Annotated in this window: 18 protein-coding genes and 1 pseudogene; 5 read left to right on the forward strand and 14 right to left on the reverse strand. The window is 37.0% G+C overall.

Annotation, left to right across the window (positions count from 1 at the left end; translation table 11 throughout):
* Positions 1–124 precede the first annotated feature (124 nt).
* Positions 125–520, forward strand: coding sequence for a pyrimidine dimer DNA glycosylase/endonuclease V (locus tag ACN6MX_RS16790; protein WP_419959974.1), 396 nt, complete (start codon positions 125–127; stop codon positions 518–520).
* A 671-nt stretch (positions 521–1,191) separates the two neighbouring features.
* Here the strand turns inward: ACN6MX_RS16790 and splB are convergent.
* Entirely contained in the window at positions 1,192–2,220 is a 1,029-nt protein-coding gene (gene splB / locus ACN6MX_RS16795) for a spore photoproduct lyase (protein ID WP_419959975.1), read from the reverse strand.
* 284 nt (positions 2,221–2,504) lie between these two features.
* On the opposite strand from splB, the gene ACN6MX_RS16800 reads away from it, so the two are divergent.
* Entirely contained in the window at positions 2,505–2,612 is a 108-nt protein-coding gene (locus tag ACN6MX_RS16800) for a putative holin-like toxin (protein WP_245762754.1), read from the forward strand.
* Between the two features lie 692 nt (positions 2,613–3,304).
* On the opposite strand, the gene ACN6MX_RS16805 is transcribed toward ACN6MX_RS16800, so the two are convergent.
* From ACN6MX_RS16805 to ACN6MX_RS16850, 10 genes and pseudogenes are all read right to left on the reverse strand, one after another.
* A complete protein-coding gene (locus ACN6MX_RS16805) occupies positions 3,305–3,649 on the reverse strand; it encodes a hypothetical protein (protein ID WP_419959976.1) in 345 nt (114 codons plus the stop codon).
* Between the two features lie 157 nt (positions 3,650–3,806).
* Entirely contained in the window at positions 3,807–4,844 is a 1,038-nt protein-coding gene (locus ACN6MX_RS16810; RefSeq protein ID WP_419959977.1) for an NADH:flavin oxidoreductase/NADH oxidase, read from the reverse strand.
* Between the two features lie 133 nt (positions 4,845–4,977).
* Positions 4,978–5,937 carry a TIGR03571 family LLM class oxidoreductase gene (locus tag ACN6MX_RS16815; protein WP_419959978.1) on the reverse strand — a complete coding sequence of 320 codons (960 nt, stop codon included), beginning with the start codon at positions 5,935–5,937 and terminating at the stop codon, positions 4,978–4,980.
* 18 nt (positions 5,938–5,955) lie between these two features.
* Positions 5,956–6,297: an ArsR/SmtB family transcription factor gene (locus ACN6MX_RS16820; protein ID WP_419959979.1), complete on the reverse strand. Its 342-nt coding sequence runs from the start codon at positions 6,295–6,297 to the stop codon at positions 5,956–5,958.
* 83 nt (positions 6,298–6,380) lie between these two features.
* On the reverse strand, positions 6,381–7,412 hold the full coding sequence (locus ACN6MX_RS16825; protein ID WP_419959980.1) for an LLM class flavin-dependent oxidoreductase: 1,032 nt from the start codon (positions 7,410–7,412) through the stop codon (positions 6,381–6,383).
* Positions 7,413–7,522: 110 nt separating this feature from the next.
* Positions 7,523–8,473, reverse strand: a complete 951-nt coding sequence (locus ACN6MX_RS16830) for a nuclear transport factor 2 family protein (RefSeq protein WP_419959981.1) — start codon at positions 8,471–8,473, stop codon at positions 7,523–7,525.
* A gap of 24 nt (positions 8,474–8,497) precedes the next feature.
* Positions 8,498–9,520 (reverse strand): LLM class flavin-dependent oxidoreductase, encoded by a 1,023-nt coding sequence (locus ACN6MX_RS16835; RefSeq protein WP_419959982.1) that lies wholly within the window; start codon positions 9,518–9,520, stop codon positions 8,498–8,500.
* A 549-nt stretch (positions 9,521–10,069) separates the two neighbouring features.
* Complete coding sequence (locus ACN6MX_RS16840; RefSeq protein ID WP_419959983.1) at positions 10,070–10,903, reverse strand: alpha/beta fold hydrolase; 834 nt, start codon at positions 10,901–10,903, stop codon at positions 10,070–10,072.
* Between the two features lie 121 nt (positions 10,904–11,024).
* Positions 11,025–11,159 (reverse strand): annotated as a pseudogene (locus tag ACN6MX_RS16845) (CoA pyrophosphatase); the annotation flags it as partial.
* 81 nt (positions 11,160–11,240) lie between these two features.
* Positions 11,241–11,990 (reverse strand): SDR family NAD(P)-dependent oxidoreductase, encoded by a 750-nt coding sequence (locus ACN6MX_RS16850; protein WP_419962653.1) that lies wholly within the window; start codon positions 11,988–11,990, stop codon positions 11,241–11,243.
* 114 nt (positions 11,991–12,104) lie between these two features.
* Here ACN6MX_RS16850 and ACN6MX_RS16855 point away from each other — a divergent pair, with 114 nt between their 5' ends.
* On the forward strand, positions 12,105–12,737 hold the full coding sequence (locus ACN6MX_RS16855; protein ID WP_419959984.1) for a TetR/AcrR family transcriptional regulator: 633 nt from the start codon (positions 12,105–12,107) through the stop codon (positions 12,735–12,737).
* Positions 12,738–12,776: 39 nt separating this feature from the next.
* Positions 12,777–13,307, forward strand: a complete 531-nt coding sequence (locus ACN6MX_RS16860) for a dihydrofolate reductase family protein (protein WP_419959985.1) — start codon at positions 12,777–12,779, stop codon at positions 13,305–13,307.
* Between the two features lie 23 nt (positions 13,308–13,330).
* Here the strand turns inward: ACN6MX_RS16860 and ACN6MX_RS16865 are convergent, their stop codons facing one another.
* Complete coding sequence (locus tag ACN6MX_RS16865) at positions 13,331–14,245, reverse strand: LysR family transcriptional regulator (RefSeq protein WP_419959986.1); 915 nt, start codon at positions 14,243–14,245, stop codon at positions 13,331–13,333.
* 238 nt (positions 14,246–14,483) lie between these two features.
* Here ACN6MX_RS16865 and ACN6MX_RS16870 point away from each other — a divergent pair, with 238 nt between their 5' ends.
* Positions 14,484–15,575: an NAD(P)-dependent alcohol dehydrogenase gene (locus ACN6MX_RS16870; RefSeq protein ID WP_419959987.1), complete on the forward strand. Its 1,092-nt coding sequence runs from the start codon at positions 14,484–14,486 to the stop codon at positions 15,573–15,575.
* Positions 15,576–15,673: 98 nt separating this feature from the next.
* Here ACN6MX_RS16870 and ACN6MX_RS16875 read toward each other — a convergent pair whose 3' ends face one another.
* Together ACN6MX_RS16875 and ACN6MX_RS16880 are read right to left on the reverse strand one after the other, a co-directional pair.
* Positions 15,674–15,910, reverse strand: a complete 237-nt coding sequence (locus ACN6MX_RS16875) for a DUF2798 domain-containing protein (protein ID WP_419959988.1) — start codon at positions 15,908–15,910, stop codon at positions 15,674–15,676.
* 198 nt (positions 15,911–16,108) lie between these two features.
* Positions 16,109–16,336 carry a hypothetical protein gene (locus tag ACN6MX_RS16880; protein ID WP_419959989.1) on the reverse strand — a complete coding sequence of 76 codons (228 nt, stop codon included), beginning with the start codon at positions 16,334–16,336 and terminating at the stop codon, positions 16,109–16,111.
* Positions 16,337–16,381: the final 45 nt, after the last annotated feature.

The raw sequence follows: 16,381 nt of genomic DNA on the forward strand, positions 1-16,381 counted from the left end.
AGGTACCAGGTTCTCATACAACTTGGACACTATTCTAAATTATTTTAGTACATGGTACTCTAAATTTATAGATTTGTTATCATTGCCGTACAATAAGTAAATGGTCGAAAAGGAGATGATTTGTTTGCGTTTATGGCACCAAAATCTACTAAGCATTCTGCCGAAATCTCAGCTGTTGGCACAGTGGCGTGAGTTAAATAGTATTTTCGCGCAGGAAAACCGTCATATTTTGATTAACTATATTTATGATTATTCGAAAGATGATTTGTTTGCCTATACTCAACTTGTTCTGCATGAAATGCGTGCACGCAATGTTAATATTCGCACGGTAGAAAAAATGGAGCGTTATTTCGCGGATGGACCTTTTGAGAACGTGACGCATCCATTCATTCATCATCATAACAACGAGTATTTGGAGATATGTTATTTTAATCTAAAAGAGAAATTTATGCGTGGGCAGAAGGATTTTGATAGGGAGCGCTATGAAGCTTTAAAGACGATCTATGAGGATTTGGAGTGAGGTGTTTGTTTTTCCTTGTTTGGGGTAAAAGTGCTTCAAATCTGGTGGACACTGAGAATCGCAATATACCTCCGGGAAATCGCAAGTTCAGGACCACAAATCGCAGGTCGAATCGTGTTTTTGTCCGAATCGCAAAACTCATTACCTTCTATTTAACTGCCGTTTCCTTGCGCACATTATTCAAATTCACTCTAAAACAGAACGTTAGTTCCGTTCTCGTGATATAATAAAGACACAATTGCATAGCAGGGTGGGCGGTTGGTCACTTCCTTTCAAGGAGGTGATGCCAATTACCACATACGAAACAATAAGTTTGTTAATACAGCTAAGTGCTGTACTATTAGCAGCTTTTTCAATCGTTGTGACATTGATTATTTTCTTTGTAAGAAAGAAATAACCGTCCTCCCCCGGTAAGGCGTGGACGATTATTCTTAGTCAACCCGGACCAACCGCTCTTTCTGCGGTTAGCAGTTGTAGGACTGGATATTCACGTATCCAGTCTTTTATTGTATGTTTCTAAGTTCATTATATAAAGAAACTTTGTTGTATTCAACACATAAGAAAGTTTGTAATGTTGCGTTGTTATTTAGCTCCAGCTTCCGACAAAGTTGCTTCCATCTCTTTAAATCCCTTTTCCCATGCATGCAGCAGTGGTGTAAAGCCACCCTTGCTCAAGTAAAATACTCTAACTTTGCATTCGGAAAGTACTTTTCCATATAGCCGTATAGATGAGATTTTATTTCATCCTCTTCGTCCTTTTGGTAAATATACTTACCAATTCCATACTTGCCCCATTTATAGCGTCTCTTTTCTTCATCCAATTCTAATTTTGACTTCGGATAGTTTTTCTCAATCACTTTTTTCGCGGGCTTCGTAAATCGATGTTGAATGAATTCAAATGTAATATCCTCTCTTGCATCTTGTGGCAATTCCTCGTCCAGTCTTTCAAACATGTGGCGGTAGCCTTCTTCCCAGCCATCATGAAGGTAAATAGGAGCAACGATAAAACCTAATGGGTAGCCGGCTCTTGCCACTTTCCCTGCCGCCTCAATTCTTTTATCGAGAGGAGAAGTACCGGGCTCGAAATTTTTAATAACATAGTCAGCATTAATGCTAAATCTGAATCGCGTATTGCCGTTATGCTTGGCATCCAATAAATGATCGATAAAATGGAACTTCGTCACAAAACGTAGCCTACCCAGTTCTGTTTGACCAATATGTTCAATTGCTCTTTTTAATGAGTGCGTCAAATGGTCAATCCCAACAATATCGGATGTACACGCAGCTTCAAACCGGGTAATCTCAGGTGCTCGTTCTTCGATGTAGCGATCAGCCGCTTCGAAAATCTCCTCCACGTTTACGTAAGTTCGAATATACGGTTTGCTGCCCATCGTCGTTTGTAAATAACAATAATGACAATGCCCCATACATCCTGTTGCAAGAGGAATTGCATATTCGGCTGAAGGCTTAGACGTATCGAATTTTAACGTTTTTCTAATTCCTACGACTAAGGTGGATTTTGCGATACGATACTTTTGAGCGTCCGTTTCACCAGGCAAATCCCGAATTTGATTGTGCGAAGTCGTAAAACGCGTTTCAATCCCCATTTTCTCAAACTTTTCTTTCAGTTCTTTTCCAAGCGGATAATCCAGTGCATTGGGTTCAAAATAGACAAGCTGTGGCGTGAAAGGTTTATTCATACTGCGTACTGCCTAATCCATAATTATTATCCATTCGATCACCTTTCTCTTTTTTTATAGCTTGTCTTAAAAGTGAGAAATTATGAAAATGGACTTAAATTGGGGACTATATTAGTTAATGCATGAAATTCTAAACAAAGAAAATCCAGGAAAAAAACAGTATCAAACCGTTTCTTTCCTGGATTAGGTAAAACAGAACGCTCATTTTTTTTAATGATATAATAAAGACACAATTGCATAGCAGAGTGGGCGGTTGGTCACTTCCTTTCAAGGAGGTGATGCCAGTGACCACATACGAAGCAATCAGCTTGTTAATACAGCTAAGCGCTGTAATTTTAGCAGCTTTTTCAATCGTTGTGACATTGATTATTTTCTTTGCTAAAAAGAAATAACCGTCCCTCAGCAAAGGTTTGACGGTTATTTTCTGACCCAGGACCAACCGCACTTTCTGCGGTTAGCAGTTGTAGGACTGGATATTAGCGTATCCAGTCTTTCTTATTTTATGATTCTAAGTTCATTATATACAGAAACTTTTTTGTATTCAACAAATACGTAATTTATTGATTGTCCCTGTATAGCATGGAAGTTTAAACAATAAGCTTTGTTTCTTACAGAGGGACAACATCGTCAATGAAACTGATTGCTACTTCTGCTAGACTTGTAGAAACTACTATTCAAAACAGAAAGTCGGTGAAGCTATGAATACCTTCCTAATAATCACGATACTCATCTCATTGACAATAATTGTAGTAATATCAATTAAAGGATTGCAAGCAAAGACTAGCGAGAACATGATACTATACCAGTCCTTGCCAGTATTCTTTTTATTCAACTTTATATTAATAGTTGTACCACTCTGAACGGATCCTTGAAATAAAAAAGAATAATGGCCAGAAAATGTACAACTTCTCAAATACGCTCCCTATGTCAAAAACTAAAATGAAAATTATTATGCTCACGCTTGCTTGAATTAACGTATTTTTTTCTGAGACAGGGTAACGAATTAAAATATCACGGTCTGAAGTTGAGGTTATCTTTTTAGAAAAAGCCGATGACCCTGATATAAGAGAACATCGGCTTTTCACTATCTAAACAAACCCATTACAGATCCTAATTGTCTCATCATATTATATCCATTCTGTATGGTACCGGCGTGACCCATAAGCGTGTTGAGATGGTTCGGCAGGTTTCCTAAAATACCTGGAGAAGAATTGTTAGGGGACATGAAAGATGGGCTCCATCTATTGTCGTAAGTTTGGCCGAACTGTTGCCCTTGGTAAGGGGCTCCAAATCGTTGTCCTTGGTAAGGAGGGCCAAACTGTTGTCCCTGATAAGGTCCCCCAAACCGTTGACCCTGATAAGGGGGGCCAAACACTTGTCTATTTCTTGGGGGAAAGGATCTTCCTGGAACTGGTGAAAAAGGTAGCATATACTCACCTCCTAACAGAGTAACCTATCTATAATATATGGCAGTATATTGTGTGGAGTTAGACTTTAATGGAACTACCGTATAACGAACGTAACCTTCATTTGATATAAGGGATTCGGAGTTAATCCCTCTCTTAATTGCTTTGATTTATAGTTAATTAACTTTTAAAACCATATAAATACTGTTTTGGTACTTCAGTTTCTTTTCTCAATTTAGTTGCAGCTTCCAATGCCCAATGAGGGTTTCGTAACATTCCTCGTCCAACAGCTACAAGATCTGCCTCCTCATTTCCGATAACAGCGTTTGCCAATGCAGGGTCATCCAATCTTCCAACTGCAATGACCGGAACATTCAGAGCCTTCTTAATTTCTCGGGCTAGCGGTACTTGATAGCCAGCATGTGTACCGGGTCTTCCAAACGTTCCAGTCGTACCTAGAGGACCTTCACCACCGGAGGAGATATGGAAGATATCCACACCAGCTTTTTGGTATTCTTTTGCCAACCCGACACTTTCCTTGATTCCATATCCACCTTGTGCATATTCTTTGGCAGATAAACGCATTATTAATGGCATATCTTCTGGCATTTCAGCTTTGGCCGACTCAATAATTTCTCGCCCGAACTTAGTGAGATCTTTTCCATATTCATCGTCTCTTTTATTTGTTAAAGGAGAGTGAAATTGATGAATTAAATAACCATGAGCACCATGAATTTCAATGGCATCTACTCCTGCTTTAATGGCGCGCTGTACAGACTTACGAAACTTCTCAACCATTTCCTTTACTTCCTCCGTTGACAAGGCTCTCGGTATTTTTGAATTTTCATCATATGGAATAGCAGAAGGTGCAACTGGTACAGCAGCATCTTCTGCTTTACGTCCAGCGTGAGCGATTTGAATCCCCACTTTTGCTCCATGACGATGCACAGCTTCTACAATTCTTGCTAAAGCAGGGATTTGCTCATCTGACCATAATCCTAAGTCATAGTCTGTAATACGGCCATCAGGTTCGACATCTGTCATTTCAATTATAATAAAACTAGCGCCACCAATCGCCCTATTTACATAGTGTAAGTAATGCCAGTCCGTAGCAATTCCATCTTTCTTTTCAACCGAATATTGACACATCGGTGGCATGACAATACGGTTTTTTAACTCCAATCCTTTTACTTTATAAGGGCTAAATAAATGTTCCATTCTAAAAAACTCCTTTTTTGGTTTTATTCATTACAGTTATGTTTCCCATGCCATCGCATCTAAATACTTTCTTCAACACGAATTCAACTTTTGGTATATAGTGAAGCCATTCGAACTCCCACACTCAGGCTATTCAATAATCATCATGTGTAGGAAAATGAGGTAAAATCTCTTCTCCTATCTCCTGAATCATCTCTTCCATTGGCCGTTTAGCAAAATAAGGGACAAATACCAAATGGTTTACGCCAATTGCTTGAAATTTATATAGTAGTTCTAGCAAATGGTTACGTCCTAAACGAAAGCCCAAGGGGATTTTTGTAGGTTGTTCATCTGGATTTTCCAATAAATCGATATATAAAGTTTGCGTAAACGGCTTGAAAACTCCAGGCTGTTTCCTTTCTGATAATTCATGATAATCTTTTATTAATGAGGTTTGCACTTCAATGCTCCGTGGGTATTGCATCCAGCCATCACCATGTTCAGCAATCCACTCAATGGATTGCTGGCTAAAACCTGTAATCAGCATTGGAATGGTGGTAACAGGTTTTGGCATTAATTTCATGGTCTCACTATCTACGATACCAAAATCAGAATTAATGGATGGGTTTTCTTCCTTTAGTAATCGATCAAGGAAATCAAAGCTCTGCTTAAATAAGTCCCCTCTCTCTTCTCTCTCTATCCCTAAAGCAGTAAAATCCTTTTTACGATCCCCCGAAGCAACCCCCATAATAAGTCTTTCCGGAAACAACTGGTCGATAGAAGTTGCTTCTTTTGCCACCCGAACGGGATGACGCAACGGAAGTACAACACTTGATGTTCCTATTGCAATATGCTTTGTACAAGCAGCAAGGTAAGTTAAATAAATCCATAGATCATATACTTGTCCGTGATCATTGGATTCTAAATCTTGCATTGTAACATCTCTTAACCAGATTGCTGAAAATCCAAAATCCTCTATTTTACGAGCGAGTTTCACTGTATTCTCCATTTTTGGAAGCTTATTTGTCATCGGTTCGAAGGGGGTTGTAAATCCAAGAGTCATTTTATCTTTTTGATACATCCGGTTGAATGCCTTGTGATGTTTAAAACTCATCTCATCCCTCCTATTATGTTACAGTTTTTTGCCGATAAAACTCTCTAATTGTTTAATCACATCTTCATTTCTCCTGTAATAGGTCCACTGGCCAATTCGTTTCATCTCTAAAAGACCACTTTTTTGTAACAATGATAAATATTGAGAGGTCGTCGACTGTCCTAAACCTACTTTATCGCGAATATCCCCTACACACACTCCTCCCGGAAAGTCATCACTCTTCTGGATATGGACTTGGGGAGAGAAGTTTTCTTCAGGTTGTTTTAGCATTTGTATAATTTTCAACCGAGTTGCATTTGATAATGCTTTAAATATATCTACTAATTTTTCATCATTCATTATTTGTTGTATTTCCATCATTTCTTAGCCTCCTCGTTTAGATATAAGAATATTTTTGTTTCTTAATATTATAACAGAAGGGTTCTCTAGTTTTTAACTTCGATTTACTGATCAGACTGTTCTTGAAGTTGAAATAGTTCTGATAAAATCTCATAGGATTTAATACGTGCTTTTTGATCATATACTTCTGCTTGTACTAGTACTTCATCAGCAGATGTACGGCGTATTAAATCTTCAAATCTTTTTTTAACTGTTTGTCTATCTCCAATAATTGCTTCGGATAGTTGGGATTCTACAGACGCCCTCTCCCGTCCACTCCACCCTTGATTCCACAATTTATCCATACTCACTGGAGGTTGAAGTGGTCTAGGTTTACCGCGTGCTTCGAATAAATACTTTTGAAATAAAGAAGATGATAGTTCGGAAGCTTCTTCCATCGTTTCTGCTACAAAAGCACTTACTGCAACGATAACATGGGGCTTATCTAAAGTATCTGAAGGTTGAAAGTTACTTCTATATGTTTCCAAAGCCTGCATGATGTTGTCTGGTGCAAAGTGACTCGCAAATGAGAATGGTAATCCTAATTGTCCTGCTAGTTGCGCGCTATAAGTCCCTGAACCATGTAACCAGATTGGAACTTTCGTATTCTCACCAGGTATAGCATGGAATTCAAACATGCCATCCTGAGTAATCGTTCCAGAACCATGTAAATAGCTATACAGTTCTTTAACTTTATCTACATACTGAGGACCATTTGATGCCTGAGGATTCAACACATGAGCAGTATTACGATCCGTTCCAGGCGCACGTCCCAATCCCAAATCAATTCTATCAGGGAAATAGGATGCTAATACTCCAAATTGTTCTGCAACAGATAAAGCAGAGTAATGAGACAATAAGGTCGCTGCTGATCCAACTCGGATTGAGTTCGTAACAGAAGCAACTCGTCCGATAACTAGTGATGATGCAGAGCTCGCCATTCCAGCCCAATTATGATGTTCTGTTAGCCAATACCTTTTATATCCAAACTTCTCAACATTCTTGGCTAGATCTAATGTGCTTTCCAAAGCTTCTTTTGCTGATCCTCCTTCTATAATCGATGACGGATCTAAAACAGATAGAGAAATGTTTTTCAAGATTAATTCCTTCTTCCATTTATAGTAGATAGTTGAATTTACTGCATATGATAACAAATTAGGTGACTAGAAATTTAAGTTTTTTAGTACTAGTGATTGTCACCCTACAACTAAATTTCAAACAATTCCCCTTCTGTATAGCTGAATCTTTCGAGTTTCCACACACCTTCTTCTCGACGTAGCGAACAATTATAAACTGCACCATAAATATTCTTGTCAAGCATTTCTTTTGATACATTGTATGGAACTAAACGATACACTTGCAATGTAGCTTTATCCCCATTAACTTCAATCCGATAATCACCCATCACGTGATGAAGATTCACACGTCCAGTTCTAAATGTCTGAAGTGTCGTCATAAATTCCCGACGTCCAGTTACTCCACCAAACGGCACTACATTTGTAGCTATATCATCTGTCAAAATATCACTTAACAGGCCAATATCCCACTGATCAACTGCCCAAGTATAGCGAGTAAAAACATCTAAAATCTGAACTTCATCAGAACCTGCCTCTTCAGGATTAGGTATAACATGCCATGGTGCATCAAGACCACTAATAATATGAGGTAATTTCACATTTGGATTCCAACCTAGCGTATCTCTTGGTTCTTCCCATTCCCTTATCCTTGGATGACTTCCGATTTTCCAATCTAATTCAAAACGTATGTTTGCAATTTTCCAGCCTTCATCCGTGTGCTGATAGGTATTAGCATAATGACCACTGTACCAACTTGGGTCTAATCTTTCTCCAAGATCATCTGCCATTATTCCTGTAAGATATGCACTTTGCTGACCCATGCCTGCTGCTACCGCAATATATTCGTTCGTTATATAATGGCGAGCTACATCAACAAGGATCGACGAACTGGATAAACCTTCTATAATTGCATCTCGACCTTCGAAATTTCCGTGATTACTAAAACTTGCTTTTGCATCTTTTAAAAATAAATTTTTTATTGATGAAAGGTCACCAGATTCATATAATTTTGCAAACTGAGAAAAGATCTCGCTAATTTCTTTTCGATCTGATTGTTTCATATTTTTATTGTCAGCACTCATTATTAATTCATCCCTAGAATCTTATCAATCTTTTTTTATGAACTCGCTAATAATTTCATACGATTTTAGACGGTCCTCATGATTAAAGATATAAGAAGTCAGCATAATTTCATCTACTTGCGTGTTTTCAATGAATTTTTCGAGTTGTTCCTTAACTGTTTGAGAGCTACCTACAATACTTCCACTTATTGATTGATAGACAGCTTGTTTTTCATGTTCGCTCCAAACAGTATTCATATCTCTTGCTGGTTGGATATATACCGGATTTCCACGAACTAGTCCGAGAAAATGTTGTTCTGTTGAAGAGAACAACAATTGTGCTTCTTCATCGGTATCTGCTGCTGCTAGATTCATTCCCATCATGACATATGGTTCTTTTAATATATCTGAAGGTATAAAATTCTCTCTATATACCTGAATTGCAGGGAATGTGTAGGACGGAGAAAAGTGACCGGCAAATGAAAATGGAAGGCCTAATTGGGCTGCCAAACGTGCGCTGTAATCACTTGAACCTAATAACCATACAGGTATTTTAAGGCCCTCACCTGGGTTAGCTTTTACTGGATTATTGGGAGCAAATTTAGCCGGATTAAAATAGCCCAGCAATTCATTTACTTGTTCAGGAAATTCAGTAGTCCTGTCTCTTCTTACTGCCCTAGCTGTTAATTGATCAGTGCCTGGTGCACGACCCAATCCTAAATCGATGCGATTAGGATATAGGGATTCTAATGTACCGAATTGCTCTGCGATTACTAAAGGAGCATGGTTAGGTAACATAATTCCACCAGAACCAAGTCGAATTTTCGATGTTCCAGTTGCTATGTGGCTTAGGAGAACAGATGTAGCCGAACTTGCGATTGGTTTCATATTATGATGTTCTGCCACCCAGTAACGATTGTACCCCCACGCTTCTGCATGCTGTGCCAAGTCAAGCGTGTTCCGAAAGGAATCAGCTGGTGTACTTCCCTCACTGACAGTAGCCAAGTCAAGTATGGATATTGGAATAGAACCTAGTTGTTTTTTTGTTGCGTTATTTTCATTTGACATGACATTGTCCTCCTCGTTTTTAAATAAGAAATAGGTAATTATGCATTTAAATATTACGTGTACCAACATTCATAAATTCTAGGTTTATACATACCTCTATATCTCGTTAAATTCGCACCTCCATAAATCTATATATCTGTATTTGTCGATATGATAATTATTAAATAATCTATGAAAGTAATTCTTTTTCAGCTGAACGGTGGTTAATTTCTCCTTTATATACACCAACATAACCATCTGTGTTCACTTTAACTGGTAAAGAGAAAAACTGGATAAGCTTATTACTCTGATTTTCCCATAGCTTTTATTCTTTTAATGCAATGGTAAGCGATATAATATATTACCTTAGACATTTATATATTCCAATATACCGATATATAGTATTTAATGAAAGTTAATTGCTCAGAGAAATTAACTTTCATCATTAAATCTCTTTCGTATCTTATCATTCAACACTCATTTAAACACTCCCTGTCAGAGACCACTTAGACTCTATTCGGAATTTTTTCTGAGTTGCATCTAACACAGGGAGCCTTTAAATCTTTTCCATCAAAGGGACACTTTTTCAGACAAAAACCGATCTACCAGCTCGTTAAATCGCTTACTATGCTCCCAGAACATCAAGTGTCCGCCGAGTATTTCTATAGAGGATTTTGGAGAAACGTTTTGCGTAAATTCAACTGCTGTAGCTGACCAATGTTCAGCAACAATTGTCAATGTTGGCACTGTTTCACTAGCTGTTCTCGCTTCTTCACGATAATCAGAGAACATGCCGGAAGCAAATAAATTCGCAGCAATATAATAGGGCGTTTTTAAGGATTGTTCTACTAACCAATTCAATTCGTCCTCGGTTACATCGCGTTGCACCATGACGCTTGTTGTATAAGCCTTCATAAATTCCCGTTGACCTGCTGGATTACGTAAGTAAGTGTTATAGATGGCTCCAATATCATTAAGGGGACCTTCCACCCAATCTTCTACATCGTTTGTCGACAATGCCTTTGGTGACATGTCAATGAAAATAAGTGATTTTACATTGTCATAGCCGTTCTGTTTAAGATACTCCCAAACTGTTAAGCACCCGAACGACCAACCGGCCAGTGTCACGTTCTTTAATTGTAATGCAATTAGTACCTTTGCCAAATCCGTTCCGTGTGTTACATAATCATTTCCTTGTAACGTAATCGATGAACGACCATGACTTCTTGGATCGATAACAATTACTCGATTTGTTTTGGCGAAATGTTCGACTTGATGGGTAAACACTTCGGTTGTAAATGTAAAGCCAGGGATGAAAACAATAGGGTCCCCACTTCCTACATCTTGAACATATAGCTCTACACCAGGATCTACTTCCACATACTTTCTTTCCGACACTGTCATGAACTAACCCCCTTATCATAAGAGCAGCAATTATAGAATTCTTGTCCACTCTTCGTTATATACACCATATTCGAACATTGTAATAAAAATTCCATTTTCACATTTTCAAATAACTATCTACTTACTTAATCGTCTCTATAAAATGTTTTAATATCCTAGCAGTTAAACCCCATATTGTATATTTTTCAAAATCATAAAACCATTACGCTATCGCACGCTGCCTCCATTGGTATTTATCGCCATTCACGATCTTTTCATTCAATAAGCTCCCTATGTCACTCACAAAAAAAGAGCTTGCAAAAGTGATATCATCACTCCCACAAGCTCTTTTCTCTTATTATTTCGCTGTAACGCCGCCATCCACCGGCAACTCGATACCTGTGATATGGCTTGCTTCGTCTGATGCTAAGAACAATACCGCTGTAGCCACTTCTTCTGCTTTTCCAAGATTCGGTAGGGCAATTTGAGACAAGAAATAGTTCTTGAAATCTGGATGTTCCATATGTGGTGCACTCATTGGTGTGACAATATAGCCTGGGTGTACGGAGTTAACACGGATGTTTTTCTTACCGTAGTCAACAGCTGCTGCTTTTGTGATTGAACGAACAGCACCTTTAGAAGCTGTGTAAGCTCCTGCTCCAGCCATCCCAGTTAATGCAGAGATTGAAGAAATGTTCACGATTGAACCACATTCATTTTTCTCCATAAGCGGAATTGCTAGTTGCATTCCAAGCATCGTACCGTTGATATTGATAGCATACGTACGTGCCCAGTCTTCTTCTGTCTGTTCCATGAAATCCTTAGCTAATGAGATTCCTGCATTGTTTACTAAAATGTCTAATTTGCCAAAGGCTTCAATTGTTTTGCTATAAACATTTTCCCAATCTTCTTTTGAAGCAACATTATGTTTGATAGAAATCGCTTCTCCACCAGCTTCTTTGATCTGTGCGACTACTGCTTCTGTTGCTTCAAAGTTGATATCAGTTGCGACAACTTTAGCACCTTCTCTTGCAAACATAAGTGCTTCGGCCTCTCCCATTCCGCTTCCTGCTCCTGTAATTACCGCTACTTTACCTGCTAATCTCATTTTATTCACCTCATAATTATATTTTGATAGTCTAACTATCATTTATTTTACTCCTGAAAATGGACAGATGCAAACTTAAACGATGTATAATAAAAAAACAAAGGAGGTTATCCAATGCCACTAAGTGTTCGAGAACAAAACAAATCCACACGTTATCAACATATTGTCTCTGCAGCTGAGCGCTTATTTCTTGAACTTGGATTAGATAGCGTCCAAATGCAAGATATAGCAAACGAAGCAGAGGTTGGAGTTGCCACAGTTTTTCGGTACTTCCCTAAAAAAGATAAACTCATTGTTGCTGTTGCTATTCAAAACCTTGAAAGAATACTTCCTGCGTTCGAACAGATTGCATCCTCACCTAAGACTGCATACGCCCGGTTAGAGGATGTATTAACTTACTTGATTGAAGATCCGGATGAAAGTAACTCTTCCAAGTTTCGGGAAGCTTTTGAAAGCTACGCTTCGTTTACAAAAGAGCCATTACCGGATATTGATGACTATATCGAAATTCAAAGGCAAATTAGTAATAGCCTTAACCCGATTATTGAAGATGCTAAAACAGATGGTTCCATTCGAACTGACCTATCCATCAAAGAAACCCTAATAACTATTATTAATACTTTTGGCAATTTCGTTAATAATGTCGTATTGAAAGCCCCTATTTCTTTTTTAGAGGAAGATATAGAACCACAGATTCAGCAACGTGTATTGAAAGATATTCTTTTATCTTATGTACGACCTGTTTAATACTGCTTTCTCTATCAAACTAATTAAAGGAGGATTATGATGAATCAAAGAAAACTTGTATTGTTCATAGCGACTAGCTTAGATGGCTATATTGCGACCGAAAATGATTCTTTAGAGTGGTTGTTTAAGATAGAAGGTGAAGGAGATAATGGATATTCAGACTTCTATGACACAATAGATACGGTAATTATGGGCAGACGCACGTACAACTGGCTTCTGGAACAAGAATTGGATAGCTTCCCCTATGAGGGTAAGGAATGCTATGTTTTCTCCAGAACCGTCAGTGAGGATAATGAGAACGTCAAATTCTTTAGTGGAGATGTAGTCGACTTTACGAATCAATTGAAAAACAAAGAAGGTAAAAATATTTGGGTAATGGGTGGTGGAGATTTAATCCACTCATTTATCAACGAAAAATTAGTAGATGAACTGATTATTACAGTATCTCCAGTGTTAATCGGGAAAGGAATCCCTTTGTTTAAAGAAGTGTATTTTGAAACAGAGCTCACCTTAAAGAGCATTAATCGTTTTAATCAATTCGCTGAGTTGCATTATGAAGTGAAAAAATAACAAAAAGGACAAGACAGTGAAGCTCATTCACCTGTCTTGTCCATTTCATTTGTTGTCATATGTTCTTTTTTTAAAAAATCGAGTAAATATTTTTTAAATTGTAAAACTGCACGCTTTTGTGTCTTCCCTTTCAACCAAGCTAATCCAATTAAACGATAACCATAGGATTCAGTAATTCTAACTTTTTTCAAGTGAGTTAAATCCTCTTCTGCAAAAGCGTATTTCGGGAAGAAAGAAATACCTACACCCTCTTTTACTAGATTTAGAATAATAGATAATTCTTTACCTTCGAATACTATATTAGGGGTAAACCCCGCTTGTTTACAAAACTCATCTGTAATATCCCTCCAATTTAATCCAACTGGAAAGTTGATAAATGATTCATTTTTCAAATCGGGTAAGCTGACAAACTCCTTCGTAGCTAGACGATGGTTTTCTGGTACTAATAAAAATACTTCCTCATTAAATAAATGAATCCACTCAATTTCCTTATCTTTTAATGGAGATGTAGATATACAAATATCCGTTTTTTCATTTTTGAGTGCAGTAATCATTTCTTCGTCGGACATAACATGCTGGCTTATTTTCAAAGTGGGTTTTTGAGATAAGAAACCACTAATTAATTTTGGTAAAAATAAAGAAGTCATCACACCAATAGTAATATTAGTATTCCCTAGACCTGCTAAATCATATATTTCATTTTCAGCATCAGTTAATAATTGTAATGCTTTTTCAACTTTTTCTTTATAAATAATGCCATATTCATTTAATCGAATTTGTTTGCCTTTCCGTTCAAATAACGGGAAACCAATATCCGCCTCTAAACGTGCAATCGATTTACTTAATGACGACTGAGAGATATCTAACTCAATTGCAGCTTTCGACATATGTTCATATTGGGCAACCTTCAGAAAATATTGTAGCTGTAATAACTGCAATAGGAACCCCTCCTATATTTCTAGTGAAAATCAATTTTTATTTAGCTGAAATTCTTTCTATATACTATCACAATCTCTCCATTACTTATAACTCCAAAGGAATATAAAAGAACTTGGGAGTTATTGATTCGTGCTTTGTAAAGGACTAAGATAAATTTGTTAACTAAATGGACACAATTAGTAGTAAAATGATTTAATTTTACCACTATAAAGTGTGACTATATAAGGAGAGAATACGATGAAAATCCAAGCAGCATTAGTACGAAATGCTAACGAAGCATTAAATATTGAAGAAGTAGAATTAATGGAGCCAAAAGCAGATGAAGTATTAATTAAGATTGTGGCTTCTGGAGTTTGCCATACAGATGCAGAATCTATTAAAGGTAATGGAGCTCCATTCCCAGCTGTACTAGGTCATGAAGGTTCTGGAATTATAGATAAAGTTGGTGCTAGTGTTACAAATGTAGAACCTGGAGATCATGTTGTCCTTTCTTATTCTTATTGCGGAGAATGTAGTCAGTGTTTAACTGGACATCAGAATTTATGTGAAAGAACTGTAGAACTTAACTTTGGTGGGAAATCTAAAGATGGTGCTAATCGTATTCATCAGCATAATCATGCAATTTCTACTTTCTTTGGTCAATCTTCATTCGCAACATATTCAATTGCAAACAAAAACAATGTCGTAAAGGTAGATAAAGATGTTGATTTAGCATTATTAGGACCATTAGGATGTGGTATCCAAACTGGTAGTGGTACAGTTATGAACAGTTTAAGTCCAGAACCAGGTACATCTATTGTTATTTACGGTGGTGGTGCAGTAGGATTAAGCGCTGTCATGGCTGCTAAAATCATCGGCTTAAAACACATTATCGTTGTTGATCTTCATCAAAATCGTTTAGACCTTGCGATGGAGCTTGGTGCTACACATGCATTAAATGGTAAAGAAGTCGATGTTGTAAAAGAAATTAAAGAGATTACTAATGGAGGATCTCACTATGCTGTCGAAACAACTGGTGCAACACCAGTTATTAAACAATCTATTGCTGCCCTACGCGTTTCCGGTAAAGTTGCAATCGTTGGTATGGGTGGAGATGTTACATTAAACTTTACTAACGACATCTTGATGGAAGGTAAGAGCATTATTGGAACAGTTCAAGGTGACTCTATCCCACAATTACACATCCCTAAATTAGTGCAATACTATAAAGAAGGAAAATTCCCATTCGATAAATTAGTGAAGTTTTATGACTTCGAGGATATTAATCAAGCATTCGAAGATTCAAAAACTGGGATTACAATCAAACCAATCGTAAAAATTGCAAAATAACAACTAATATATATTAGTTGTTTTATGTAGAACCCCCATATTAGATTACTCTAATATGGGGGTTCTTCCAATTATATCCTTTTGTATAAGTAAAAGAGTTACTTTCCTTCTACAAAATTAATTTTATCCATTATTTTTTGTATTACTACTGGAAAATAGTAAGCTCCAAAAAAGGCACAAATAAAAGCCTGTGACCAAGTTTTCAACCATGTAGATAAAAACAAACTATTATACCCATTACTTAGTGATATTAATATAAATGTAATAAAAAAAGACATGCTAAAAGCCATTAAAACAGCAAAAATAATCCGCTTGTATCTATAGTTAATATTCATTTTTTACCGCCATCCATTCAAAAATTATAACTCTAACCTACTATGTATTTTGGTTAAGAGAACTAATGTTATCATTTAAATGTACATTAGTAAAAAGAAATTATTGTGAATTCTAATACAAAGAGGCTAATAATGATAATCTAAATTCAATCAGAACTTCTTGTTTATACTAAGAAAGTGGGTCTAATTCATACTGAATTAGACCCGCTTTTTCGTTTTATCAATTCGGTGATATTCTGATATTTGAGTCACCCGAACACCTCTAGTATTGAGTTCATGGTAAATTCCTCTGCTATCTGTAAATGAAATATATGAATCCCGTTCTTTTTGAATTAGCTCTTCGGCTTTTTCTTGAGACTCCACAAAGATGAACCTTCTAATATAATGCTCTTCATCAAAAAAGTAAGTTACTTTAAATTCTTTCACGCCTTGTATCTCCCGTCCTAGAATTTCTATCAGTATAACTTAGTT

Source organism: Psychrobacillus sp. BM2, from assembly GCF_048572895.1.
Classification (GTDB): Bacteria; Bacillota; Bacilli; order Bacillales_A; family Planococcaceae; genus Psychrobacillus.